The organism is Actinomadura latina NBRC 106108 (genome assembly GCF_001552195.1).
Classification (GTDB): domain Bacteria; phylum Actinomycetota; class Actinomycetes; order Streptosporangiales; family Streptosporangiaceae; genus Spirillospora; species Spirillospora latina.
In genome coordinates this window covers 241,309-266,661 of the sequence record NZ_BCQS01000012.1, presented here as the reverse complement: position 1 = coordinate 266,661, position 25,353 = coordinate 241,309, and the positions used below count along the sequence as shown (strand labels likewise).

At 71.1% G+C, this 25,353-nt stretch carries 19 protein-coding genes; 10 read left to right on the top strand and 9 right to left on the bottom strand.

Annotation, left to right across the window (positions count from 1 at the left end):
• Positions 1 to 6 precede the first annotated feature (6 nt).
• Positions 7 to 525: an ArsR/SmtB family transcription factor gene (locus AL2_RS19005; protein ID WP_157438233.1), complete on the bottom strand. Its 519-nt coding sequence runs from the start codon at positions 523 to 525 to the stop codon at positions 7 to 9.
• Positions 526 to 556: 31 nt separating this feature from the next.
• Positions 557 to 1,537: a patatin-like phospholipase family protein gene (locus tag AL2_RS19000; RefSeq protein WP_067635217.1), complete on the bottom strand. Its 981-nt coding sequence runs from the start codon at positions 1,535 to 1,537 to the stop codon at positions 557 to 559.
• A 387-nt stretch (positions 1,538 to 1,924) separates the two neighbouring features.
• On the opposite strand from AL2_RS19000, the gene AL2_RS18995 reads away from it, so the two are divergent.
• The 5 genes from AL2_RS18995 (at position 1,925) to AL2_RS18975 (ending at position 10,671) form a co-directional block, all read left to right on the top strand.
• On the top strand, positions 1,925 to 5,113 hold the full coding sequence (locus AL2_RS18995) for a glycosyl hydrolase 115 family protein (protein ID WP_067635216.1): 3,189 nt from the start codon (positions 1,925 to 1,927) through the stop codon (positions 5,111 to 5,113).
• Positions 5,110 to 6,495, top strand: a complete 1,386-nt coding sequence (locus AL2_RS18990) for a glycoside hydrolase family 10 protein (protein ID WP_067635215.1) — start codon at positions 5,110 to 5,112, stop codon at positions 6,493 to 6,495. Before AL2_RS18995 ends, AL2_RS18990 begins: the two co-directional genes overlap by 4 nt.
• 166 nt (positions 6,496 to 6,661) lie before the next feature.
• Complete coding sequence (locus AL2_RS18985; protein ID WP_376741300.1) at positions 6,662 to 8,443, top strand: glycoside hydrolase family 15 protein; 1,782 nt, start codon at positions 6,662 to 6,664, stop codon at positions 8,441 to 8,443.
• A 34-nt stretch (positions 8,444 to 8,477) separates the two neighbouring features.
• Positions 8,478 to 9,527: a glucose 1-dehydrogenase gene (locus AL2_RS18980; RefSeq protein WP_067635213.1), complete on the top strand. Its 1,050-nt coding sequence runs from the start codon at positions 8,478 to 8,480 to the stop codon at positions 9,525 to 9,527.
• Positions 9,528 to 9,714: 187 nt separating this feature from the next.
• Positions 9,715 to 10,671, top strand: a complete 957-nt coding sequence (locus AL2_RS18975) for a DUF5954 family protein (RefSeq protein ID WP_157438232.1) — start codon at positions 9,715 to 9,717, stop codon at positions 10,669 to 10,671.
• Positions 10,672 to 10,682: 11 nt separating this feature from the next.
• On the opposite strand, the gene AL2_RS18970 is transcribed toward AL2_RS18975, so the two are convergent.
• Positions 10,683 to 11,060 (bottom strand): hypothetical protein, encoded by a 378-nt coding sequence (locus AL2_RS18970; protein WP_157438231.1) that lies wholly within the window; start codon positions 11,058 to 11,060, stop codon positions 10,683 to 10,685.
• Between the two features lie 182 nt (positions 11,061 to 11,242).
• Here AL2_RS18970 and AL2_RS18965 point away from each other — a divergent pair, with 182 nt between their 5' ends.
• Positions 11,243 to 13,351, top strand: a complete 2,109-nt coding sequence (locus AL2_RS18965; RefSeq protein WP_067635210.1) for an ATP-binding protein — start codon at positions 11,243 to 11,245, stop codon at positions 13,349 to 13,351.
• Here AL2_RS18965 and AL2_RS18960 read toward each other — a convergent pair.
• The 3 genes from AL2_RS18960 to AL2_RS18950 are packed head-to-tail and all read right to left on the bottom strand — an operon-like array spanning position 13,302 to position 16,167.
• Entirely contained in the window at positions 13,302 to 13,799 is a 498-nt protein-coding gene (locus AL2_RS18960) for a hypothetical protein (RefSeq protein ID WP_067635209.1), read from the bottom strand. The genes AL2_RS18965 and AL2_RS18960 overlap by 50 nt on opposite strands.
• A complete protein-coding gene (locus AL2_RS18955) occupies positions 13,799 to 15,034 on the bottom strand; it encodes a hypothetical protein (protein WP_067635208.1) in 1,236 nt (411 codons plus the stop codon). The genes AL2_RS18960 and AL2_RS18955 overlap by 1 nt, the downstream gene beginning before the upstream one ends.
• A complete protein-coding gene (locus AL2_RS18950; protein WP_067635207.1) occupies positions 15,031 to 16,167 on the bottom strand; it encodes a hypothetical protein in 1,137 nt (378 codons plus the stop codon). The genes AL2_RS18955 and AL2_RS18950 overlap by 4 nt, the downstream gene beginning before the upstream one ends.
• 239 nt (positions 16,168 to 16,406) lie before the next feature.
• Between AL2_RS18950 and AL2_RS18945 the strand changes: the two genes are divergently transcribed.
• Positions 16,407 to 19,523 (top strand): AfsR/SARP family transcriptional regulator, encoded by a 3,117-nt coding sequence (locus AL2_RS18945; protein ID WP_067635206.1) that lies wholly within the window; start codon positions 16,407 to 16,409, stop codon positions 19,521 to 19,523.
• Positions 19,524 to 20,025: 502 nt separating this feature from the next.
• On the opposite strand, the gene AL2_RS18940 is transcribed toward AL2_RS18945, so the two are convergent.
• Both AL2_RS18940 and AL2_RS18935 read right to left on the bottom strand, forming a co-directional pair.
• Positions 20,026 to 20,217, bottom strand: coding sequence for a DUF397 domain-containing protein (locus AL2_RS18940; RefSeq protein ID WP_067635205.1), 192 nt, complete (start codon positions 20,215 to 20,217; stop codon positions 20,026 to 20,028).
• Positions 20,214 to 21,029 (bottom strand): helix-turn-helix domain-containing protein, encoded by an 816-nt coding sequence (locus AL2_RS18935; protein ID WP_067635204.1) that lies wholly within the window; start codon positions 21,027 to 21,029, stop codon positions 20,214 to 20,216. The genes AL2_RS18940 and AL2_RS18935 overlap by 4 nt, the downstream gene beginning before the upstream one ends.
• A gap of 99 nt (positions 21,030 to 21,128) precedes the next feature.
• On the opposite strand from AL2_RS18935, the gene AL2_RS18930 reads away from it, so the two are divergent.
• The 3 genes from AL2_RS18930 (at position 21,129) to AL2_RS18920 (ending at position 24,610) form a co-directional block, all read left to right on the top strand.
• Positions 21,129 to 21,632, top strand: coding sequence for an ATP-binding protein (locus AL2_RS18930; protein WP_067635203.1), 504 nt, complete (start codon positions 21,129 to 21,131; stop codon positions 21,630 to 21,632).
• Between the two features lie 734 nt (positions 21,633 to 22,366).
• The gene (locus AL2_RS18925; protein WP_067635202.1) at positions 22,367 to 22,900 is read left to right on the top strand and encodes a hypothetical protein; all 534 of its coding nucleotides are present in this window, start codon (positions 22,367 to 22,369) and stop codon (positions 22,898 to 22,900) included.
• Positions 22,901 to 23,242: 342 nt separating this feature from the next.
• The gene (locus AL2_RS18920) at positions 23,243 to 24,610 is read left to right on the top strand and encodes a phosphodiester glycosidase family protein (protein ID WP_083946688.1); all 1,368 of its coding nucleotides are present in this window, start codon (positions 23,243 to 23,245) and stop codon (positions 24,608 to 24,610) included.
• Here the strand turns inward: AL2_RS18920 and AL2_RS18915 are convergent.
• Entirely contained in the window at positions 24,561 to 25,340 is a 780-nt protein-coding gene (locus AL2_RS18915; RefSeq protein ID WP_067635200.1) for an NYN domain-containing protein, read from the bottom strand. The two genes, AL2_RS18920 and AL2_RS18915, sit on opposite strands and share 50 nt — an antisense overlap.
• Positions 25,341 to 25,353 lie beyond the last annotated feature (13 nt).

The window sequence follows — 25,353 nt, the reverse complement described above, 5'->3', positions numbered from 1 at the left end:
CGGTCGTCAGCGGCGGGCCGCCGCGAGCACGGTGAGCAGCGGCACCACCCGTTCGCCCGGGACGCTGTACTGCCCGCGCGACGTGGTGCGCAGCCAGCCGGCCGCGACCAGCTGGCGAAGGTGGTGGTAGAGCTGGCCGGTGGTGCCGAGGCGCTCGTGCGCGGCCAGTTCGGCGGTGCCGCGGGAGCCCTGGAGGATCTCGCGGAGCAGCAGCAGCCGCACCGGATGCGCCAGCGCGGTCAGCGTCTCGGCGGCCTGCGACCAGTCGTCCGCCAGCAGGTCGTCCACCGGGTGGCCCTGCTGCCATTCGTAGTGCTCCCCGGCCGGCAGCGTCACCGAGCCGGTGAACAGCACCGCGCCGGGATCGGCTGCGCGGTCCTTCAGGGCGTTCAGTGCCCAGAAGGCGTCGTCCGCGTCCGGACGGTGCCCGGCCGCCGGCCGCGGCCCCTCCAGCCGGGCCACCCGCTCCTCCAGGCGCTCGACCCGGTCCGCCAGGCTCCGGTCCGCCAGGTTCTCCTCAGTCACGACCTCGATACTACGTAATTACGTAAATCTTTCAAACCGGTCGGTGGCAGCGGTGCCTCGCCAGGTAGTCGCCGTGGTCCCAGCCGTCCAGGAAGCGGGCGGCGGCCTCCCGCCCGGCGGCGTAGAGGCGGTCGCGGGTCTGCGCGTCCAGGTCGAAGTCGGTGGCGAGGACGCCGCCGGTGCGGGCGAACATCGTGCGGGCCACGATGGACGGCTCGTCCATCTGCACCCGGTCGTGCGCCTCCGCCATGGTGGAGACCAGCGCCCGCCCGTAGCCGACAGGGCCGCGGATCCCGCGCCACTGGCGGAACACGCCGCCGGACGGCGGGCGGCCGGACAGCTTCACGCCGAACGTCGGCCAGCGGGGCTCGCGGTCCTCCCGGTCGAAGATGGTGATCGGATAGTTGGACAGCATGCCGCCGTCCACCTGCACGCATTTGCGGCCGTCCTTGCGGCAGATGCGGCACGGGCGGAAGAACACCGGGATGGACGCCGAGGCGCGCACCGCGTCGGCCACCGGCTGGTCGTCGGCGTCGAGGCCGTACCGCTCGTACTCCCACGGCAGGCACACCATGCGCCCGCTGCTGACGTCCGAGACGACGACCACGAGCTTGTAGGCGTGCTCGGGCGGCAGCGCGGAGCCGGGGTCGTCCAGTCTGAGCTGCCCGAACGTCTCGACGCCGCAGTCCCGGAGCCGCGCCGCGATCCAGCGGTGCAGCGCGTCGCCCCGGTGCATGCCGAGGGTCGCGAGCAGGGAGATGCCGCGGACGACGGCGAACCGGGAGCCGTCCTGGAACGAGCGGTAGTCCACTTCGCGCATGACGCGGACCATGTCGGAGACGGGCATTCCGGCGGCCAGCATCGACCCGACGATCGCGCCGGCGGACGTTCCCGCGATGCGCGCGGGCGCGCCGAACCGGTATCCGCGCGCCTCCATTTCCGCGATCGCGCCGACCAGCGCGATGCCTTTTACTCCGCCGCCTTCGAGAACGAGGTCAGCGCAGCCGTCCATGGCCTTTCTCCTTCCGCCGCCGAAGGCACGGTGCTATTCGGAAGAGGAACGATAAGGTCCCGGGATATGTGTTCCGCTCGCCTTACTTGATGATGCCCGCTCGGGCATTGATCCATGCTGATCGGGTTTCGGAAGGAGGATTTCCGTAGCTCTCGCCGAAGACGATCCCGCCGACCGGGGTCCGGGCCGGCCTGCCGGACGCATGGCGGCGCTCGCTTCGAAAGATTTCGAACGAACGATCATGGTGGCCGCACGCCCTCTGTACAGGCTGACCTTTGAAAGCGTGTGGAAGTGGTTGACGGTAGGGGCACTTGGGGTTATTTTCCTGTCTACTCTCGAAAATGTATCGAAAAGTTTCGAGGCCGCTCCCCACTGAGGAGACCGCCGATGGGCAGATCCCCGCGGACGTGGAAAGTCCTCCTGACCCTGGTCCCGACCGTCGTCGTCTTCACCGCCGTCCCCGCCGGCGCGGCACCGGCCGCCGGGGCGTCCGGCCATGGAGAACCCCGCCACGCCGACCCGGCGTCCTACATCTCGTTCCGCGACGGGCGCGGGTACTTCCCGCTCGTCGAGAACGGCAGGGCCGCGCCACTGGTGGTCAGCGGCGCCGACTTCCCCGGCGTCGTGCGCGTCGTCGGCGACCTGCAGTCCGACGTCGAGCGCGTGACGGGCGTGAAGCCCGAGGTCACGCAGGACGAGTCGCCGTCCGGGCGGGACGTCGTCATCGTCGGCACCATCGGCAGGAGCCCGCTCATCAACCGTCTCGTCTCGTCCGGGAAGCTCGACGTGAAGGGCATCGCGGGCCAATGGGAGACGACGCTCGAACAGGTGGTGGAGCACCCGATGCCGGGTGTCCGCCGCGCCTTCGTGATCGCCGGCAGCGACCAGCGCGGGACGATCTACGGCGCGTACGACGTCTCGAAGAGCATCGGCGTCTCACCCTGGTACTTCTGGGACGACGTCCCGTCCGCGCACCGGCGGGCGTTGTACGTGAGGCCGGGGCGGCACACCCAGGGCACGCCGGCGGTGAAATACCGGGGCTTCTTCATCAACGACGAGAACCCGGCGCTGAACCGGTGGGCCCCGAAGTTCTTCGGGAACGGGAAGGCGCCCGGCTATCCGAACGGCTTCAACCACGAGTTCTACGCCAAGATCTTCGAGACGATGCTCCGGCTGAAGGCCAACTACCTGTGGCCGGCGGTCTGGGGGCGGGCGTTCGCCGAGGACGATCCGCTGAACCACGCAACTGCGAAGAAGTACGGCGTGGTCATGGGGACGTCGCATGAGGCGCCGATGATGCGCGGCATCGAGGAATGGAACCGGCACGCCGTCCCGGCCCAGCGGGACGCGGACGGCAACATCGTCAAGCCCGGCCACGACCCGTACGGGGGCACGGGCGAATGGAGCTACCGCCGGAACGCCGCCGCCATCGAGAAATACTGGAAAGACGGCGTCCAGCGGATGGCCGACGAGGACTTCGAAGGCGTCGTCACGCTCGGCATGCGCGGGAACGGCGACGTCGGCCTCCCCGACGGGGACGGCATCGAGCTGATGCGCAGCATCATCGCCAAGGAGCGCGAGATCCTCGGCGAGGTCACCGGCAAGGACCCGTCCGCCACCCCGCAGGTGTGGACGCTCTACAAGGAGGTCCAGCGGTACTGGGACCGGGGCCTGCGCGTGCCCGACGACGCCACGGTCGTCTTCACCGACGACAACTGGGGCAACATGCGCAAGATGCCCGACCGGAGCCTGCCGGACCGGGCGGGCGGGTACGGGCTCTACTACCACTTCGACTACGTCGGCGGCGGCCGCAACTACAAGTGGGTCGACACCGCGCAGCTCGGCAACACGTGGGAGCAGCTGCACCAGTCGTACCAGTACGGCATCCGCAACCTGTGGGTGGCGAACGTCGGCGACATGAAGAACGACGAGCTGCCTCTCCAGTTCTTCCTCGACTACGCGTGGAACCCCGACAAGTGGCCGCTGGAGAACCTCAAGGAATGGGAGCGGCAGTACGCGGCGCAGAACTTCGGGACCGAGCACGCGGACGAGATCGCCGACGTCCTCGACACGTACGGGAACCTCCAAGCGCTGCGCAAGCCGGAACTGCTGAACCGCCGCATCACCGTCGACCCGGGCAAGGACCTTTCGACCGACTCCAGCGCGGTCGTCTACGACGACCAGCAGACGCCGTTCCACCTGAACCAGTACAGGGAATCGGCCACGGTGACCGCGCGGTGGAAGCGGCTGGCGGCGCAGGCGGAACGGATACGCGACCGGCTGCCCGACGCATACCAGGACGCCTACTACCAGCTCGTCTACTACCAGGTGAAGGCGACCGCGAACCTGTACGAACTCCGGGACGCCGAGTTCACCAACATCCGCTACGCGAAGCAGGGACGGGCTGCCACCAACGAGTACGCCGACCTCGCCGAGGCCCGTTTCGCCGACGATCAGGCGATGTCGGACCACTACAACACCGGGCTCGCCGGCGGGAAATGGGACGGCTTCCAGAGCCAGCCGCACATCGGCTACGGCGACGTCGAGCGGTACGGCCCGAACGCGCCCTGGCAGCAGCCCGAACGCGACAACGTGGCCCTGCCGGACGAGATCTTCCCGAAGCTCCAGCGGATCGATGTCCCGGACGGCGCCGACATGGGCGTGGCCGTCGACGGCTCCGACGAATGGTGGCCGAACGCGAAGTCCGAGGCCGTCCTCCCGGAGTTCAGCCCCTACCAGAGCGGCCCCGCGCAGTACATCGAGGTGTTCAACCGAGGGTCAGACCCGTTCCAGTACCGGATCACCCCGGCCGAGCCCTGGGTGCACGTCACCCATGACCGGGGACGCGTCGACAAGCAGGTCCGGGCGACGGTGCGGGTCGACTGGTCGCGCGCGCCGAAGGGGACCAGCCGCGTGCCCATCGAGGTCTCCGGGCCGGACGGACGCACCGTGACCGTCCAGGCCGTCGTCAAGAAGCCGGCGTCGTACCCGGCGCACGGTTTCGTCGAGGCGGGCGGCTACGTCTCCATGGACGCCGACCATTACAGCCGCGCGACCGACACGGGAGCGGCGCAGTGGAAGCGCGTCGCCGGAATCGGCCGCACCGGCGCCGGAATGGAGCCGTTCCCGGTCACTGCGTCCAGTCAGGAACCCGGGAAGGGCCCGCGCCTCGAATACGACATGACGCTGACCACGACCGGCCCGGTGAAGGTCTGGGCCTACCTGTCGCCGCGGAACAGCGTCCTTTCGGCCGAGGGCCTGAAATACGCCGTCTCGATCGACGACGAACAACCACAGGTCGTGAACATCACGACGCAGACCGGCGCCAACGACACGACCATGAACAAGCAGTGGGAACGGAACACGTCCGACAACGTGAACCGCACCGTCACCACCCACAGCATCACCGAATCGGGGACGCACACCCTGAAGTTCTGGATGGTCGACCCCACGGTCGTTCTGCAGAAGATCGTGGTCGACACCGGAGGACTCAGGACCTCTTATCTCGGGCCCGCGGAAAGCCGGCGGGCCGGGTTTCGCTCGACCCCCACTCTCCTAGGAGGAACGAAACCATGAGAAGAGCACTCACCGCAGTGCTGGGAGCAGTGTCACTGCTCCTCGCGATGCTGGTGGCCGTCGCGCTCCCCGCGTCGGCGGCCCCCGGCACGCTCGGAGAGGCGGCCGCCGCCAAGGGCCGCGTCTTCGGAACCGCCGCCGCCCAGGGCCATATGGGCGAGTCGGCGTACGTGAACACGCTCGACCGTGAGTTCAACCAGCTCACACCCGAGAACGAGATGAAGTGGGACACCACCGAGCCGTCGCGCAACTCGTTCAACTTCAGCGCCGCCGACCAGCTCGTCAGCCACGCGCAGGGGCAGGGAATGGCGATCCGCGGGCACACGCTGGTGTGGCACAGCCAGCTGCCGGACTGGGTCAGCAGCATCTCCTCGCGGGACGACCTGCTCAGCGTCATGCGGAACCACATCGCGAAGGAGGCCGGGCACTTCGCCGGGAAGATCAACTACTGGGACGTCGTGAACGAGGCGTTCCAGGACGGTTCCGGCGCCCGCCGCGACTCGGTGTTCCAGCGGGTCATCGGCGACAGCTACATCGAGGAGGCGTTCCGGGCGGCCCGCCAGGCCGACCCCAACGCCAAGCTCTGCTACAACGACTACAACATCGACGGCCAGAACGCGAAGAGCAATGCCGTCTACAACATGGTGCAGGACTTCAAGGCGCGCGGCGTCCCGATCGACTGCGTCGGGCTCCAGGCGCACCTGACCCTGGGCAACGTCCCGTCCGACATGCAGGCCAACATGCAGCGGTTCGCGGCGCTGGGCGTGGACGTCCACATCACCGAACTCGACATCCGCATGAACACCCCGGCGGACAGCTCGAAGCTCGCCACCCAGGCGAACGACTACAAGAAGGTCGTGTCCGCCTGCCTCGCCGTGTCGCGCTGCACCGTCATCACCGTGTGGGGCATCACCGACAAGTACTCGTGGGTTCCCGACACGTTCCCCGGTGAGGGCGCCGCGCTGCTCTTCGACGACAACTACGGCAAGAAGCCGGCGTACGACGCGGCCCTCGAAGCCCTCGGCGGCACCTCCGACGGCGGCGGGGACGACGGCGGAGGCGATGACGGCGGCGGCGACGGCACCGTCACGTGTGCCTACACCCGCACCGCGCAGTGGAACAACGGCTTCAACGGCCAGGTCACCGTCACCGCAGGCAGCAGCGCGGTCAGCTCCTGGACGGTCGTCATGACCATGAACTCCGGGCAGTCGATCGCCGCCATGTGGAACGGCAGCCCCAGCACCAGCGGCAACGTCGTCACGGTCAAGCCGGTCGGCTGGAACTCCAGCCTCGCGCCGGGCAGCTCCGCGTCGTTCGGCTTCACCGCGAACGCGCCGGGCGGCGATGTGTCCAACCCGTCCATCACCTGCAGCGCACCCTGATCACGGATATTCGGCAACACCCGGCACGGCGGCAGCTCCCAGGTCGCCGTGCCGGCCCATTTCCGGGGCCATTCCCCGGAAACTCGGACGGGCAGGACATACATCCACTATCACGGGTAGATCGGAATACGGCGGAGAACCGAGTGCGGGGGTGCGCGTTTTGGCACTGAGGATCGAGGACTACGGACTGCTGGGGGACACGCAGACGGCGGCACTGGTCGGCAGGGACGGGTCGGTGGACTGGCTGTGCCTGCCCCGGTTCGACTCCCCCGCCTGCTTCGCCGCGCTGCTCGGCGACGAGAGCGCGGGGTTCTGGCGGATCGCGCCCGCGTCCGGCGGCCTCGCCACCCGGCGCCGGTACCGCGGCGACACGCTGATCCTGGAGACCGAGTGGGACACCCCGGACGGCACCGTCCGGGTCATCGACTTCATGCCGCCGCGCGGTGAGGCCGCCGACGTCGTCCGCATCGTGGAGGGCGTCAGCGGACGGGTCCCGATGCACACGGAGCTGCGGCTGCGGTTCGACTACGGCCGGATCGTGCCGTGGGTGCGGCACCGCGAGGGCGAGCGCAACGCGATCGCGGGCCCGGACGCGGCGTGGCTGAAGACGCCCGTCGAGCTGGCGGGGCACGATCTCGCCACGTACGGGGACTTCGCCGTGTCGGCGGGCGACCGGGTGCCGTTCGTGCTGACCTACCGGCCGTCCCACGAGCCGCGCCCGAAGGCGGTGGAGCCCGAGCGGGCGCTCACCGACACCGAGGCGTTCTGGTCGGACTGGATGGAGCGCTACCACTACGAGGGGCGCTGGGACGAGGCCGTCCGCCGGTCGCTGATCACGCTGAAGGCGCTCACCTACGCGCCGACCGGCGGCATCGTCGCCGCGGCGACCACCTCCCTGCCGGAGCAGCTCGGCGGCCCGCGCAACTGGGACTACCGGTTCTGCTGGCTGCGGGACGCGACGTTCACGCTGCAGGCGCTGCTCGGCACCGGGTTCGCCGCGGAGGCGAAGGAGTGGCGGGAGTGGCTGCTGCGCGCGGTCGCCGGCGACCCCGCCGACCTGCAGATCATGTACGGCATCGACGGCACCCGGCGGCTTCCCGAGCTCACGCTGGACTGGCTCCCCGGGTACGAGGGGTCGTCGCCGGTGCGGGTCGGGAACGCGGCGTCCGACCAGTTCCAGCTGGACACGTGGGGCGAGGTCCTGGACGGCCTGTACCTGGCGCGGACCGCCGGCATCGACGCGGACGAGAACGCCTGGGACCTGCAGCTCGCGCTGATGGACTTCCTCGAAGGGCACTGGAGCGACCCCGACAACAGCCTGTGGGAGGTGCGCGGGGAACGCCGCCACTTCGTCCACTCGAAGGTGCTCGCGTGGACCGGCGTCGACCGCGTCGTCCAGGGCGTCGAACGGTACGGCCTGGAGGGGCCGGTCGGCAAGTGGAAGGCGCTGCGGCGGCAGATCCACGACGACGTGTGCGCCAACGGGTTCGACGCGGACCGCGGCACGTTCACCCAGTTCTACGGATCGCGGGGACTGGACGCGGCGCTGCTGCTCATCCCGCAGGTCGGGTTCCTGCCGTGGAACGACCCGCGGGTGGTCGGCACGGTCGACGAGGTGCAGCGCGAGCTGTACCGGGACGGGTTCATGCTCCGCTACGACACGGGCGCGGACGGCGGCGTGGACGGCCTGCCGGGCGGTGAGGGCTCGTTCCTGGCCTGCACGTTCTGGCTCGCGGACGCGCTGCACGGCATCGGCCGCACCAAGCAGGCGACGGAGCTGTTCGAGCGGCTGCTCGGCCTGCGCAACGACCTGGGCCTGCTCAGCGAGGAGTACGACACGACCGCCGGGCGGCAGATCGGGAACACGCCGCAGGCGTACTCGCACGTCGGGCTCGTCAACACCGCACGGCACCTGAGCGGCACCCGGCCCGCCCACCGCCGGTCCTGAACGCCTCGACGCCGGAAGCCGAAGGAGAGATCGCATGCGCGCCTTGACCGTCCTGCCGCGGAAGGGCGGCTCGCTGGCCGTCACCGACGTCCCCGACCCGGAGCGCGGGGAGAACGACCTGCTGGTCGACGGGATCGCCGTGGGGGTGTGCGGCACCGACAGGGAGATCGCCGCCGGCGATTACGGGTGGGCGCCGCCCGGACGCGAGCGGCTGGTCATCGGGCACGAGTCGCTCGGCCGGGTCCGGGAGGCGCCGGCCGGCAGCGGCTTCTCCTCCGGCGACCTGGTCGTCGGCGTCGTCCGGCGGCCGGATCCGGTGCCGTGCGGGGCGTGCGCGCACGGCGAGTTCGACATGTGCCGCAACGGGAGGTACACCGAGCGCGGCATCAAGGAGATCGACGGGTACGCGAGCCGGGCGTGGCGGGTCGAGGCCGGCTACGCGGTGAAGCTGGACCCGCGGCTGGCCGAGGTCGGCGTGCTGATGGAGCCGACCAGCGTCGTCACCAAGGCGTGGGACCAGATCGAGAAGATCGGCGGGCGGGCGTGGTTCGAGCCGCGCCGGGTGCTGGTGACGGGCGCGGGGCCGATCGGGCTGCTCGCCGCGCTGCTGGGCGCGCAGCGCGGCCTGGACGTGCACGTCCTCGACCGGGTGCCGGACGGCCCCAAGCCGCGGCTGGTCGCCGACCTCGGCGGCACCTACCACCACGACGGCCTGGACGAGGCCGTCCGGCGGTGCGAGCCGGACGTGGTGATCGAGGCGACGGGCGTGGCCGGGCTGGTGTTCGGCGCGATCGCGAACAACGCCGCGTACGGGGTCGTGTGCCTGACCGGGGTGTCGCCGACCGGGCGTCCGCTGAAGGTCGACGCGGGCGCGCTCAACCGCGACATCGTGCTGGAGAACGACGCGATCGTCGGGTCGGTCAACGCGAACCTCGGCCACTACGCGGCCGCCGCTCAGGCGCTCGCGAAGGCCGACCTGGACTGGCTCGGCCGCCTCATCTCCCGGCGCGTCCCGCTGGAGCGCTACGAGGAGGCGTTCACCCCGCATCCGGACGACGTGAAGGTCGTCATCGACCTCGGCTGACCCGGGGGGCGCCTGCCACTGTCGGCGATCTGCCGCGCCTGTGCACGCGTGGCGTCGCCGCGGTCGCCTGCGTCGTCCGAAAGTCCGCCTGAATATTGCCCGTAATCACGGACAAGACAGACAATTCCGGCATGGGAATGCGGGAAAAGCCGTGCGCGGGAACCGGGCGTCCGGCCAGGATGCGGGCATGACCTTCGCGTTGATGCGCGGGTACGACCACATCAACGTGGTCGCCCGCCTCGATCCGGTCGCGGCGGTGCGCGACCGGGAACTCGGCGAGCGAATCCGGCGCTATCCGAGGATTTTTTCATTCGGCTCCCCCGATTTCGGCCATGCTGTGCAGCGCGGAAGCGCATGGCGCATCGGCGCGCTCGGCTGCGACGACCCGTCCTCGGCCCGGTACAGCCTCGCCATCGACCTGCGGACGGCCGCCCCCGGCGAGCCCGACCTCACGACGGCCAAGGCAATGCTCGCGACGGCCGACCGGCTCGACCCGGAGGACGGCGAGCAGCTCGCGAAGGACGAGTGGGAGATCGGCGACCGCCGGTACCGGATCGTCCGGGTGGAGAAGTTCATCCAGTTCGGCGACCGGGTGCTGGAGCCGCCGCGGTCCACCGACGCCGACCTCGCGGGCGACGGCCTGCTGCGCGACCACCCGATCGACCCGGCGGCGCCGTGCGGCCAGTGGGAGGCGCAGCTGCGGCTCAACCTCGTCGGGTTCATGCCGAAGCCCGGGAGCGTTCCCGACGCCGTCCGGGCGGAGGCGCGGCACGCGATCCAGGCGCATCCCGCGGTGGTGCTGCTCCCGCCGACGTTCGTCTCGGTGGAGCTGGACGGCGACTCGTGGGCGCCGCTCACCGGCGGCGACGACCCCGACGACGCCCGCGACCGGCTCGCCCGGCATTTCACCGGCCTGCTCCCCCGGCTCCGCGAGTTCGAGGGCGACCCGCCGTCCGCCGCGGAACTCGCCGAGTGGGAGGCGATGGCCGCGGGCATCCGGGCCACGCCCGGCCACTCGTTCAGCGTCCGCGGGCGCGAGTTCCGCACCGTCCGCGTCTCCCGCATGCTCCGCCTCGGCCGCGACGGCCCCGAGGCGCCCCGCCCGTCCGACGAGGAGCGCGACGACCTCCCCGCCGACGCCTGACCGGGCGGCGATCAGCTGATGTTCAGGTCGCCTTGGACGTCCCTGAGCTGAATCACCTTCTCGGCCCGCCCGTTGAGGACGTTGACCACGCCGTCACCCGATGCGGCGGCGTTGGTCTGCGCCTGGTTCCAGAGGTGGCGCGCCTCCGCCCCGAACCGGGGGTCGTCGGCCATGAGGTGCTCGATGGCCGAGACGAGGGCCTCGACACTCTCGGGCGTCGGGTCGGCGGTGGCCCGCACCAGCGCCGCCTCGCCGGAGGGACGCCCCCGGAATCGCTCGCGGACCCGCCGGGACAGCTCGGCGACGGCGGCCCGGACCGGCTCACCGGCCACTTCGACGGCCTTCCCGGCCATCGCGGTGGCGACGGCGACCGTCATCGGATCTGTCACGGTCACAGTTCATCACGCCGGGACGGGTGCGGACAATCGCCATTCTGACCCGTTTCGCGCAAGCGACCTGACCCAAATTGCAAATACCGCCCCGCTCTTACCCGTACAAATTGGACGTCCGGGTACGTTAGTCGTAAAGCGGGGCGATCGACGCGCCAGCGAGCCAATGGGATGGATAGAACGTGCAGTCTCCCGACGAACGGGACCGGTGGACCAACGAACTGACGGGGAGGATAGCGGGGTCCAGCGTCCAGGCCGGGTCCATCGCCGGCGGCGTGCACATCACCGCGTCCGGCGCGACGCCCCTTCCCGCCCCCGCCCAGCTGCCGCCACCCGGGCTGTTCGCCAACCGGCGCAGCGAGCTGCGGGACCTGGCGGCACTCGCGGAACGGCCGGGGCTCGTGGTCCTCACCGGCCCCGGCGGCGTCGGCAAGACCACGCTGGCGCTGCGTTGGCTGCACGGCATCAAGGACGGTTACGAGGGCCAGCTCTTCATCGACCTGCGCGGCTTCTCCGGCACCGAGCCGCTGCCGCCCGACGAGCCGCTGGAGCGCTTCCTGCGGGCTCTCGGCGCGGCCCCGGAGAGCATCCCGGCCGCCGCCGACGAGCAGTCGGCGCTGTTCAGGTCCATGACCACGGGGCGCCGCCTGGTCGTCATGCTCGACAACGCCGTGTCGGCGGCGCAGGTCCGCCCGCTGCTGCCCGGGGCCGGGGCGTCGCTGGTCGTGGTCACCTCGCGCCACCGCCTGACCGGGCTCGTGGTGGACGGCGCCCGGTTCCTGGACGTCGCTCCGCTCGGCGAGCCGGGGGCGCTGGAACTGCTGGAGCGCCTGATCGGGACGGAACGGATCGGCGCGGAGCGCGACCACGCCCGCTCGCTGGTCGCGCTGTGCGGCACCCTGCCGCTGGCGGTCTGCGCGTCCGGCGCCCGGCTCGCGGCGCGGCGGCGCTGGCCGATCGCCCGCGCGGTGGCGGAACTCGACGACGAGGCGCGGCGCCTCGCCGCGCTGCGCACCGGCGAGGGCGACATCTCGGTGGGCGCCGTCTTCAACACCTCCTACCAGGCGCTCGACGCGGAGCGGGCGGCGGCCTACCGGCTGCTGGGCGTCCATCCGGGGCCCGACCTCGGCGTCGCCGCCGCGGCGGCCCTCATCGGGACGGACGCCGAGCACGCCGCGGGACTCCTGGACGGCCTGGTGGACGCCAGCCTGCTGCTCGAAGGCCCCGGCGACCGGTACGGCTTCCACGACCTGGTCCGCCTGCACGCGCGGGACGCGTCCCCCGCGGCCGACCGCGCAACCGCGTTCGCGCGGCTCGCCGGCTGGTACCTGGCGACCGCCGTCGGCGCCGACCGCACCCTGATGCCGGGGCGGTGGCACCTCGGGGAGCGGTACGCGGACCCGCCGGACGGCCTCTTCGCGTCCCGTCCGGCGGCGCTGGAGTGGCTCGAACGGGAGCGGCAGAACCTGGAGGCGGTGGCGCGGGAGGCGCACGAGGGCGGGCTGCACGCCGTCGCCTGGCAGCTCGCCGAAGCGATGTGGCCGCTGTTCCTGCAGCGCAAGCACTACGCGTCATGGATCCGGATGTACGAGCTGGGGCGCGCCGCCGCCGCGTCCTGCGGCGATCCGCGCGCCCAGGCGCGGATGCTCGAAGGACTCGGCGTCGCCCACCTCAACCTTCAGGAGTTCGGCACGGCGGCCGGCCACTACGAGACCGCCCTCGCCTTGGAGCGGCAGGCCGGCCACCGGCTCGGCGAGGGGACGGCGCTCGAAGGACTCGGCGTCGTGGCGCTCGCCACCGACGCGCCGTCCCGCGCTGTCGACCTGTTCGGCCGCGCGCGGGACGTGCACGTCGACCAAGGGCGTCCGCGCGGGATCGCGCTGATGGACCGGCACATCGGCGAGGCGCTCAGCGTGGCCGGCCGACACGCCGAGGCGGACGCCACGCTGACCGCCGTCCTGGAGATGTTCACGCGGCACGACGAGCCGTACCACCACGCGCGGACGCTCGCATGCCTCGGCGAGGCCCGGTTGCGGGCCGGACGCCTGGACGAGGCCGCCGCCGCGCTCCGCGAAGCGCGCGAGGTCGCACGGGAGATCGACGCGCCGCACGTCGAGGCCGACGCGCTGCGCGAGCTGGCCCGGGTGGCCGCGCGGCGGGGAGACCCGGAGGCGGAGCGCCCGCATCTGGAGCAGGCGCTCGCCATCTATACGGAGCTGGGTTCTCCCCATGCGGCGGCCATCAGAGAACGGCTCTCCGATCCCCCGGCGGCGCCGCCCGGCGATGCCTGACCCTGACCATCGCGGCGGCGTTGCCGCGGACGAGGGTGAGCCGGGTGAGCACGCCCACCGGTCGTGCGCCCGCCACCAGCCAGGCGTGCAGGGCTGAGGCGTACACGGCCACGTCGGCGGGCGAGCACGCCCCGCCGAGCACCGGATCGAGCCGCACGTCCAGTCCGCGCGCCGCGACCAGGCAGCCCCGCCCGGCGGCGGTCGCGGCGACGAGGCAGCCCGGGTGGGCCGCCAGGAGCCGGGCCGGGTCCCCCGCCCGGCCGACGATCACGTCCGCGCACGCCAGCCAGGCCCGCGAGGTCTCCGCCGGCCCGGCGACGAGATGCTCGTCGCAGGGCGGCGGCCCGGAACCGCCGGCGGGTGAGTGACGCAGCGCCAGCGCCCGCCCGCCGATCAGCACGCGCACCGGTCCCGGCAGGTCGTCCCACACCCTGACCAGCGTGGCCATCACGCCGCCCTCCGCAGGGTGGGGCCCGGGAGCGGGACGGGCTCGACGTCCGGCGGGCGGTCCCGGTCGGGCAGCCGCAGCAGCCGGTACATCTCCCCGCGGATGAGCCGGGCCGCCTCCCCCGGCCGGGAGGTGATGGCGCCCCGCATCGCGGCGTGGACCCGTCCCGAGAAGGCGTGCGCCGCCTGCTCCAGCTGCGGGGCCAGTGGCCGCGCCCAGTCGACGCGCGGCGCGAACGCGCCGAGCCCGGCGACATGGGTCCCGGGCACCACGGCGTCCTCCGGGAAGGTGCCGAGCAGCACCGGCACCCCGATCGCCGCCCCGTAGCAGGTGACCGACCCGTGGTCACCGAGCAGCACGTCGGCGGCGACCAGACCCGCGCGCCACCCCTCCTCCGGTGGGAAGAGCCTGACACCGAGCCGCACGCAGTCCGCGTGCCAGGCCAGGACCTGACGCCTGCCGTAGAAGGACCACACGTTCGGGTGCAGCGCGGCGACGACCTGGTACCTGTCGCGTGGGAGGCCGGCCGCGACGCGCAGCAGCAGGTCGGGATCGCGGCCGAACAGCGAGTCCTCGTGCCACGTGGAGCTGACGAACACGAGCCGCCGGCCCGGCCCCACGCCGAGCGCGCGGCGGTACTCCCTCCGGTACGGCAGGCTCGCCACCAGCCGGTCCAGGCACGGGTCGCCGGCGGCGAACGCCACCGGGCGCGCCTCGGGGCACTCCTGTTCGAGCATCTCCAGGTGCCGGTCGTGCGGCAAGACGATCGACGACGGCACGACCCGCCCGCCGACAACGAGCCGTTCCCTGATCAGGTCGCTGACCGGACGCGCGGCGGGCGGCCCCGAACCGGCGTTGCGCGGATGGAACTTGCCCGGACCGGCACCGTGCGACACGGTCATGACCGGTCCGTGCAACTTCTCCAGCATCCCGTGGCCCGCCGCCACGACCAGGTCCCATCTGGTGCTGACCGCCTGCCGCCAGGGCAGCACCAGCCCGCCCAGGCCCCGCAGATGCGCGTCCAGCCCGCCGGTGTTGGCCGACGCCGGCGCGGCCGTGTACGCGACCGCGATCCGCCGGTCGCTCTCCAGCAGCGGTATGACGTCGGCGAGCCGCGTCGCCGCGGTCAGATGGTGCGCGACGGCGAGGACCGCCCGCCGCGCCGGCACCGTCGCGCCTCTGAGTGCGTCGAGCCCGAACGGGCCCGGCACCCACGCGTCCACCGGGACGTTCATCTCGACCTCCCCTGGGGGACATGGCCGAGCAGCTCCCCGTCCCGGCAGCCGATGCGGAAGGGCGGCGAGACCGGGTCCGCCACGGGGATCGTGGCGGGCTGCGGCAGCCGCAGCAGCCCGTACATCAGGCTGCGCACGTTGCGGTCGAACCGTCCCGGCTCGGACGTGATCCGCCCGAGAACGGGCCGGACCCGCTCCGGCCGCCACCGCGCCGCGGCCTCGGTCAGCTGCGGGCGGACGGGCCGGTGCGCCGCGAGCCGGGCCGCGAGGAGCCGCAGCGCGTCCCCCGGCGGCGGCCCGGTCATGAGCACCGGGACCCCCGTGACCGTCCCGTACCGCGTGATGGGGCCCGGGGGGCCGAGGATCCAGTCGGCGGCGACGAGCGCGGCCCGCCAGTCCGCCTCCGGCGGCATGAGGCTCAGCCCCGCCCGCAGGTGGACGGCGAGCCCCGGCCCGCCCGGGCACCGGTCACCGCGCGGCTCGGGGACACCGAGGACGTGGTACCGGTCGGACGGCAGTTCGGCGAGCAGGCGGCGCACGACGTCCAGCGGCCCGCAGCGGACGCACGCACCCGCGCCGCCGGCCGCGGGCAGGGCCACCACGACGAGGCCGCGCCGCCCGCCGACGCCCAGCGCCCGCCGGTAGAAGTCGCGCAGCGGCAGGCTCGCCACCAGCCGGTCGTGGTCGGAGTCGCCGACCACGTGGCCGTCCTCGGCGTCCGGAGGGCGGTCCAGGTGGTGGGCGTAGGTGAACACGGCCGGCGCGGGCCGGTGCTTGACCTCCGCCGGGATCGTTCCCGGCAGGGCGATGAGCGGCGCACCCGGCGGGCGCGCCGGAACCCGGTGCGCGGTGACGACCAGGCCGACGTCGCCGTCCGCGAGTTCGGACCAGGGCAGCGGTGCGGCGCCCGCGTCCTTGAGCATCACCTCCACGGCGGCCGAGGACGGCCCCGGGGCCGCCGCCAAGAGCACGCGCAGCCGCGGGTCGGTTCCCGCGAGCCGCGCCACGTCCAGTGCGGGCTGCCCCGGTACGGGCGAGCCCACCACAACCAGCACGGTGCGCCGGTCCCCCAGCCGTCCCCACCAGCCGGGGTCGAACCCGCTCAGGGCCCGACGCCATTCGAAGCCGGTCATTGCCGTCAACGAACCCCCTTTGACCTCGGATGCGAACATCCGTCCCTCCGTCGCGGATCGAAAAGACCCGCCTCCGGAATCGAGTGTCCGCCCGGAAACTTGACGAAAACTTGCAATCATCCTGACTGTGTGAGTAGCGGCGTCCCATGTTGGCCAAGTGAACGGTGGATCCACTCTGGCCACGCCATGCAGGCGGTGCGAAAATGGGTTCCGGAGGAGATTTCCACAAAGGGGCGTCGGTGGAGTTCCGCGTCATAGGCCCCGTTGAGCTGTGGGTCAGCGGCCAGCGGCGCGACCTCGGAACGACCAAGGAACGGTGCGTCCTCGCGGTGCTGCTGCTCAACCCGCGGCAGCCGGTGCCCGCCGAGACCCTCATCCGCCGGGTCTGGGACGACGAACCGCCGGCGAAGGCGCGGCAGAGCCTCTACTCCTACGTGACGCGGCTGCGCCGCCGGCTCGACGGGGCACCGGGCGTCGCGTTGCGGTCCCGGCAGGGCGCCTATCTCATCGACGTCGCGGACGAATCGATCGACCTGCACCGGTTCCGCCTGCTGCGCGACCAGGCTCGCGCGATCGCCGAGAGCGGCGACGACGAGTACGCGCTGGACCACCACCGCCGGGCCGCCGCGCTCTGGCGGGGCGAGCCGCTCGCCGACCTCATCGGCGGCTGGGCCACGCGCACCCGGCACAACCTGGAGCAGGAACTGCTGGCCGCCGCGTTCATGCGCATCGACATGGAACTGGCCAAGGGGAACCATGCCGACCTCGTCCGCGAATTGTCGGACCTCGTCGAGCGCCATCCGCAGGACCAGCGACCGGTGGAACGGCTCATGCTCGCCCTTTACCGCTGCGGGCGGCAGGCCGCGGCACTGGAGGCGTACCGCCGCACCCACAACCTTTTCGTCAAGGAGTCGGGAACCGACCCAGGCCCTGGACTGCGGGATCTGCAACAGCGCATCCTGCGCGGCGATCCTGCGCTACTGCGGGTTCCCGGTACCCGGTTCAGCGTCGACCGCCCCCCGCACAACCTCCCGCACGACTCGCGGGCGTTCGTCGGACGCGACGAGGAAGTCCGGCAACTCCTGGACGTGGCGCCCATCGCGCGCGAGCCGGGAGCCGCGGTGACCGTCATCGCCATCGACGGCATGCCCGGAGTCGGCAAGACCGCGCTCGCGGTCCACGTCGCGCACCGCCTCGAGGAACACTTCCCGGACGGGCAGATCTTCCTCCAGTTGCACGCGCACGACGCCCGACGGGACCCGGTTGACCCCGCGGAGGCACTCGACACGCTGCTCCGCACGATCGGCGTCCCGGCGGCCCGGGTGCCGCGCGCGCTGGACGAGCGGGCCGCGATGTGGCGGTCGCAGCTGGCGAGCAGCCGCGCGATCATCGTGCTGGACGACGCCGCGGGCCGCGACCAGGTCGGGCCGCTGCTGCCCGCGTCCGCCGGATGCCTGGTGATCGTCACGAGCCGGCGGCGGCTGACCGGGCTGCACGACTCGTGGCCGCTGTCGCTGGACGTGCTGCCCGTCCGGGAGGCCGCCGCCCTGTTCACCACCATCGCCGGGGCCGGACGGGCGCGGGCCGCCGCCGACGTCGCCGCGATCGTCGAGCACTGCGGCCGGCTGCCGCTCGCGGTGGGCATGGCGGCGAGCCGGCTGCGGCACCGCCGCGCCTGGGACGCCGGCGACCTTCTCGCCCGGCTCACCGCCGATGACCGGCGGCTGGACGAGCTGCGGGTCGAGGGACACGAGATCACGGCGGTGTTCGAGCTGTCCTACCGGGGACTGCCGCGGGCCCTCCGGGACGCCTTCCGCGCGTTCGGCCTGCATCCCGGGCCCGATCTGACCGCCCACGCGGCGGCGGCGGCACTGGCCCGTCCCGTCCGGGAGGCCGAGCGGATCCTGGAGGAACTCCTCGACCGGCACCTGATCACCGAGCCGGTCGGCGGCCGCTACCGCTTCCACGACCTCGTCCACGCCTACGCCCGCCGCCTCGCCCGCGACCTGGACCCCGAGGATTCGCGCCGCCGGACCGTCCACCGGATCCTGGACTTCTACCTGGCGGCGGCGGACCGAGCGGCCCGGCACCTGGCCCCGCACCGCCAGGCCGCCGACGTGCGGCTCGTCCATCCGCCACCGGACCTGCCGCCCCTCCCGGACGAACCGTCCGGTTGGTTCGCCGCCGAGCACGACTGCCTCCTCCGCGCCGCCGCCACCGCGGAAGACCCTGGCCACATCGCCGGCTTCGCCCGTCTGCTGGCCGCGGACCTGGAGTCGCGCGGGCACTGGGACGAGGCGGAGCGCCTGCACACCCGCGCAATCACCGCCCTCCCGGCCGGCCGTCCGGACCTCGCGCACGCTCTCGCGGACCGCAGTCTCGTCCGATTCCGCCGCGGCGAGTACGACATCGCCTTGGAAGACGCCGAAGAGGCCCTAACGATCTTCCGGACACTGGGCGACCGACACGGCGAGGCCGAAATGCTCGGCCACATCGGCCTCGTGCACTGGCACGGCTCCCGGCTCCCCGACGCGCTGGCCCACTGCCGGAAGGCATTGGAGATCCACCGCTCGCTCAGCGACCGGCGCGGCGAGGCCCGCAGCCTCGACCACACGGCGATATTCCTCGAATACAAGGGCGAGTACCAGGAGGCGGAACGCCTGCGCCTGCGCGCCCTCGCCATCTTCGCCGAGATCGACGATCCCCGCGCCCGTACGATGGCCCTCAACAACATGGGCGACCTGGCCCTGCGCATGGGCAATGTCGGAACCGCGGTCGAATATTACGAGAAAACCGCGTCCGCCGCTGCGGAACTGGGCCGCCAGCACCAGGCGATCGTCCTTATCAATCTGGCGAATATAAGCCGCCTTACCGGTCATCACGAACCCGCCCTGGAGAACTACCGCAAGGCCCTGGCCATATCAATGGAGTTGGGGGACCGACGCACCCAGATCGAAACGCTCATCGGCATCGGCGCCACCTTCCACGAAACCGGCCGCTACAGCGAGGCCGTGATTCACCACGAGCGCGCCCTGGCCATTTCTCGCGAGATCAGCGAGCGCTATGAGGAGACCCTGGCCCTCCGCCATCTGGGCGAGACCCTGACCGCGTCGGGCCGTTACACGGCGGCCATCGACCATCTCCGCCAGGCGCACGACCTGGCCGCCCTGATCGGCGTCCCTTACGAGGCAGCCAAGGCCCTGGAGGCCCTCGGAGCGGCGTCCCTGCACGTCCAAGGCCGGGACCAGGCCCGCGTGCACTGGCGGGACGCCCTGGAGATCTTCGACTCCATCGCCCTCCCCACCTCCGCCCTGCGCGCCCGCCTAGAGGACCTGGACCAAGCCACCGGCACCTAGGGCGGTGACCACGAACCTCGGCCGGGTCGCGTTGACTTGCGGCGTGTTGTTGCTATGGCAAGGCCGATAGCAACAACACGCCGCAAGTCAACGCACTCGGCCTCGCCGACGTCCGCGCACGGACAGGCTCAATTCGGACTGCTGGGTACGAGAGTCGCCAAAGTCGCATGCGAGACTCGTCGGGATCGGTATGCTTCGCTACCAGATAGCCGGGGGAACCCGGCGAATCACCCCATAGCAGACAAGGCTCTCAACGATGAGATATCTCCTTGTAATGGCCGGCGCAATCGCCCTGTTCACGGCCGTGAACATCACGCCCGTGAGTGCGGCCGAGACTGCGCACCAGACGACGGCTTCCCCCTGCCAGGTCCAGAGGCCAGGGGTCCACATGACCTGAGCCCGCAACTGTGCGGGCGATGCTGGGAGCCGGGCGGTACGGAGAGACTCGCCCCCGGCTCTCGCGCAAACGGCCCCGCCGGCGGGCCGTTCTGCCACTGCGGGGCTAAAGGTGCAACTCTCCCCGCTTCACGGCGCTGATGATCTGAGCGAAGCTCTCTGCGGAGAGCGTGAGGTGTCCAGCGCCGGGGTCCTTACTGTCACGCACAGCGATCGCAATGTTGAGGCTTGCGACCTCAACGCAGTCACCGCCCGTGGTACTAGAGCGGCTCGCCTTCCGCCAGGCGGGTTCGGTCATCGCTTGGACTCCATCTGATCGGCGATCAACCTACGGGTCAGGCTCTCAGGCAGCGCCCGCGCCCCGATCCGCTCCCACCGTAGCCCCATATCGGCGAGTTTTGCCGCATCAGTGATCAATCTTCCCTCTATCGCAGCCTCGATGTAGACGACACTGCCCCTCTCGACCGTCATCAGCTTGAACGCGCCGTCTTGCCCCATATGCGCGCCAGCTTCCCAAGGGATGATGCGCAACATGGTGTGCGGCCAATCGGCCACCTCCAGGAGCCGGGCGAGCTGCTCGCGCATGACTTCCCGCCCGCCGACATGGCGTGTGATCACTGCCTGATCAAGCAACACATAGAGTTGCGGGGGGTCGGGGTGATCCAGGATCGTCTGACGTGCCGACCGCTGCTCCCATAGTTCGTCCGCTTCGGGCTTGCCGATGCCTGCGGATTCGAACCCGGCCCGTGCGTAGCCCTCTGTCTGAATGAGACCAGGCACCAGCGAACTCTCGTAGGCCCTGATCACAGACGCCCTTGCCTCATGCTCGACGTTCTGGTGGCGCCAGTCCGGGTTATGCATCGACTCCGCATACCGGCGCATCCGGACAAAGTGTCCGCGAGTACGCCAAAGCTGGTCAAGAATATCGGCCTTACGCTCAGGGATTTTCGACGTGCCCGATTCATAGTTCGAAACCGTAGAAGTATCAACACCCAGGATCTCAGCTAGCTGCGCCTGCGACAGGTTGCGTTCGAGGCGCCATATCCGCAGGTCAGCGGCCAGCCAGTGCCATGGGTTGTTGTCGGGGTCGAGTCGGTCGGCCTTCGCCATTCAAGATCCTTAATCTTGATATTTATGAACGAAAGAAGACAAGCATAACCGGCTGACGCCAGTCTGTGGGCAGAAACAGGAACCGCGAAAGGCCAGCCGATGTCCGGGATTTCCAAAGTGGACATAGATCAGCAAAACATACTCAGCGAGACCTTCCGGGCTTATCCCGAAACCGTCTATCTCACGCGCGAACTCGCGCGCAGCGCCCTCGCGTCCTGGGGGCTCGGCGCCTTCGAGGGGGACGCCTGCCAGATCATGACCGAGCTCGCGTCCAACGCGGCCCGGCTCTGCAAGGGCAGGAACATCCGCGTGTGGGTCAGCCGTATCGACCAGGGCGTCGAACTGTGCGTGTGGGACGACCACCCCGGCCGGCCCGTGATCCAGCAGCCCCACCCGTTCGACACGTCCGGGCGTGGTCTGGTCCTCGTCCAGGCGTTCGCGTCCGGCGGCTGCGGATGGTTCGAGGTGGGCGCGGGCAAAGCCGTGTGGGCGCGGATCGCGATCGACCGCGGACACATGATCAACGCTGCACGGGAAGCGGGCCTCCCGATCGTCGGGCGCCTGCGTCACGTGGAGAGGCCGCGCACGCCGCTGCGCTCATAGACCGCCCCCGCCCTGCGGAGCACGTCCCACCGGCTCCCCCAGCTCGGTGGGTTCCCCCGTCGTCCGCAGGGCGGGTGGCCAACGACGAAAGGCCGGGGCACCGGACCAGTCCTCGGGGAGATCGCTTGGGCGGCGTCTTCTTCGCTCCGCGGCTCATTGCGTGGTCTTGCGCGAGTGTTGGCGTCCGGCGGGTGGGGGGCTTCACCAGGAGCGCGTCATTATCAGCGGGCTGGAGATCGCTGAGGGGAGCGGCGCGGATGCGGTGGGGCCCAGCAGGACTGGCGGTGGCATGGACGGTCGTCGCCGGGATGGTGGTGGCGGGGGGCGCGCCGGCGGTCGCGGAGCCGGGGCCGGGTCCGGAGAGCGGCCGTCCGCGGCCGGCGCGTATGCCTGTGGTCACCGGGCCGCGCAGTCCAGCGAAAGTAACTGTGCTGGGCGCCATCGAACGGGCGTGTTAATCTAGCTCTACATGGGTAGTACTATCACTACATGCCGGGAAAGCACACGCGGGCGGCCATCAAGGAGTTAGAGGACGCGGGGTGGCAGGTCACCTACACGAGCGGGCGGGCTCACGCCTATGCGAGAGCATCCTGCCCTGGCGGCCCTGGCTGCTGCACTCCTCCGTTCTCGATCAACGGAACTCCCGACGTTGACGAACACGAGGCACAGAAGATCCGGAGGCGGATGCGACAGCACAACGCCAAGGTGACCGAACGACAGGAAGGGGAGGGCTGATGAGCACCTACTGGTTCGAGCTTGAGGTCGGCCCGGTCAGCGACCTTGAGGAAGCCGCAGAGCGGCTGTACTCGCGTTGCGCTGACGGTCAACTCTCCGGCGACGAGCAGGGGGGCACCGTCCTGTTCTCACGCGAGGCGCGCAACGCGATCGGGGCGATCCTGTCGGCCATCGACGACAGCGAGCGCAGTGGGCTGTCGGTGACCGGTGTCATGGAGGACCTGGTCACCATCGACGACATCGCCGAGAAGACCAGCAGGTCCGCCCCAGCGGTCGGGCACTGGACGACCGGTGAACGCGGGCCTAAAGGCTTTCCCGCTCCGGTCATCCATCGCGGCAGTCGCGTCAAGCTGTACTCCTGGGCACAGGTGTCGCGCTGGCTCGCTGATGCCGGGCTCGGGAAGATCGACTCGGTTGCTGCGGAAGTCGCCGCCGCCACCGCCGATGTGGATGCCCTGTTGCGTGCTCGACGCGTGCTACGTAACGCTCCTTCAGGCAAGCGGGAAGCCTTTGTGAAGCTGGTAGAGGCTTAAGCGCTCTGGAGCAGCGCCGCTGGCTCGCCCGAATCCGTGGCCGCGGCCCAGCCCCACTGTGCCTGCACTGGGTCGGTCATCCCGTGCTCTCCCATGGAGACGGAAGGGTACGTCCGTCAGTTCCGAGCCCCGACGCCTGATTCGCCACGGTGAGCTGCGGTCGCGCTGAGCCGGCTCGACCCCTTACTGGCGCAGCCCCGTGATTTCCCTTTGAAACGGCCTCGCCTCCTGGCAGGGCGGCTGGCATGTCCGGAACACCCACTGATCCACGTGTTTACGGAACCGTCGCCCGCTGTTGGGGGTGGGCTGGCATCGCTTCACCCTCCGCGAGCCATGATCAACATGGGTTCGGTTCTGCGGGGAGGGGCGTGGCGGGTGGTCGGGGTGTGGGGCGCGGGGTTGGTGGTCGCCGTCCTGGTGGCCGGAGTCGGCGGTGCGCCGGCTTGGGCGGACGAGGCGCCGCCGCCCGGGGTGGACGGGGCTGGTTCCGGGGAGCGGCCGGATGCGCGGGCCTTACCGGCGTCGGCCGAGGTCGGGGACGTACGGTTCACCTCGTCCGAGCGGATCGCGCCTGGGGTGCGGTTTCGGACGTTCGAGACGTCCGGGGGCGGTGGCCGGGTGCTGGGCGATCTGCTGGACGCCGACCTGCGCAATCCGAAGGTCTCTGTGGGCCTGCTGCGTCCGCCGGTGGTCGCCGCACGGCGGACGGTCTCCGACATGGCGGACGGGCAGCGCGCGGTCGCCGGGGTGAACGGCGACTTCTTCAACGTCAGCGAGACGCACCCCGGGGTGGCCGCTACCGGGTCGTCGTCCGGGGCCGAGGTCGTGGACGGACGTCCGCTGAAGGGCGCGGTGCCGGACGGGCAGCGGTTCGGGCCGGCATTGCCGGTGGGTGCTTCCGGGGAGAGTGTCATCGGGGTCGCAGGCGACCGGCGCGGACATGTGGCGCGGCTGCGGCTGACGGGGGTCGTCCGGTCCGGGAAGACGTCCATTGCACTGCGCGGGCTCAACCAGTACGCGCTCCAGGTCGGGAGCGTCGGTGTGTTCGATTCGCGGTGGGGCGCGGTTTCGCGGCGGCGGGCGGTGTGCGGGACGGACGAGGCGCGCGGCGCTCCGTGCAGCACGAACACCGCCGAGGTGACCGTCCGGCAGGGTGCGGTGGCGGGCGTGTCCGATGTGGTGGGCGCGGGCGCCATCCCGGAAGGCACGACCGTGCTGGTCGGGCGGGAGAAGGGGGCGGACGCGCTGCGCCGGCTTCGGCCCGGCGATCGGGTGCGGGTCTCCTACCGCTTCACCGGGCCGATCCGTTTCCGGTTCGCCGTCGGCGGGTTCCCGATCCTGCGGGACGGCGAGCCGCTGGACGGCCTGAGCCCGCGAGGCCCGGCGCCGCGCACCGCCGCCGGTGTCAGCCGCGACGGGCGGCACCTGTACCTGGTCGTGGTGGACGGCCGGTCGGAGCGAAGCGGCGGCCTGACCCTCGCCGAACTGGCGTCCCTCCTGGACGAGGCCGGGCTCGACGACGCCGTGAACCTGGACGGCGGCGGCTCGTCGACCCTGGTCACGCGGTTGCCCGGCGCGGCGTCGGTGACCGTCCGCAACGTCCCGTCGGGTGGCGGAGAACGCGCCGTCGCCAACGGCATCGGCGTATTCTGCGCGGGCGCTATGAGCCGGGTTTCTTGTCCTGGTGGCGTTTGTCGCGGACGTAGATGATTCTGGCTTTTCCGTCGCCGGGGCTGCGGCGGTCCTGCTCGAACAGCGTCGTTGCGGCGATCAGCTCGTTGAGCTTGGCGTAGCCGTAGTTGCGGGAGTCGAACTCGGGGCGCTGCTTGGTGATGATGTGGCCGACGGACGCCAGGGCGGCCCACCCGTCCTCGTCGGAAGCCGCCTCCACGGCGTTGCGGAGAAGGTTGACGAGCGCGGCGTCCTGCTTGAGCTTCGCGGCCGATGTCTGGGGCGCCGGCTTGAGCGTCGCGGCGGCGGGCGTGCTCGAGACCTGGTCGTAGGCGAGGTTCTCGATGTAGATGAACTTGTCGCATGCCGCCACGAACGGCTTGGGGGTCTTGCGCTCACCGAACCCGTAGACGGTCAGGCCGGACTCGCGGATCCGCGCGGCGAGGCGCGTGAAGTCGCTGTCGCTGGAGACGATGCAGAATCCGTCGAAGCGGTCGGAGTACAGCAGGTCCATCGCGTCGATGACCATCGCGGCGTCCGTGGCGTTCTTGCCGGTGGTGTAGGCGAACTGCTGGATCGGCTGGATCGACTGGGCGAGCAGGTGCTCCTTCCAGCTCCGCAGGCTCGTGCCGGTCCAGTCGCCGTAGGCGCGCTTGACGTGAGCGGTGCCGTACTTGGCGACCTCGGCCAGCAGTCCTTCGACGATGGATGCCTGGGCATTGTCGGCGTCGATGAGCACTGCCAGCCTGTCGGCGTTCTCGCTGACCATGGCCCCAAGCTAC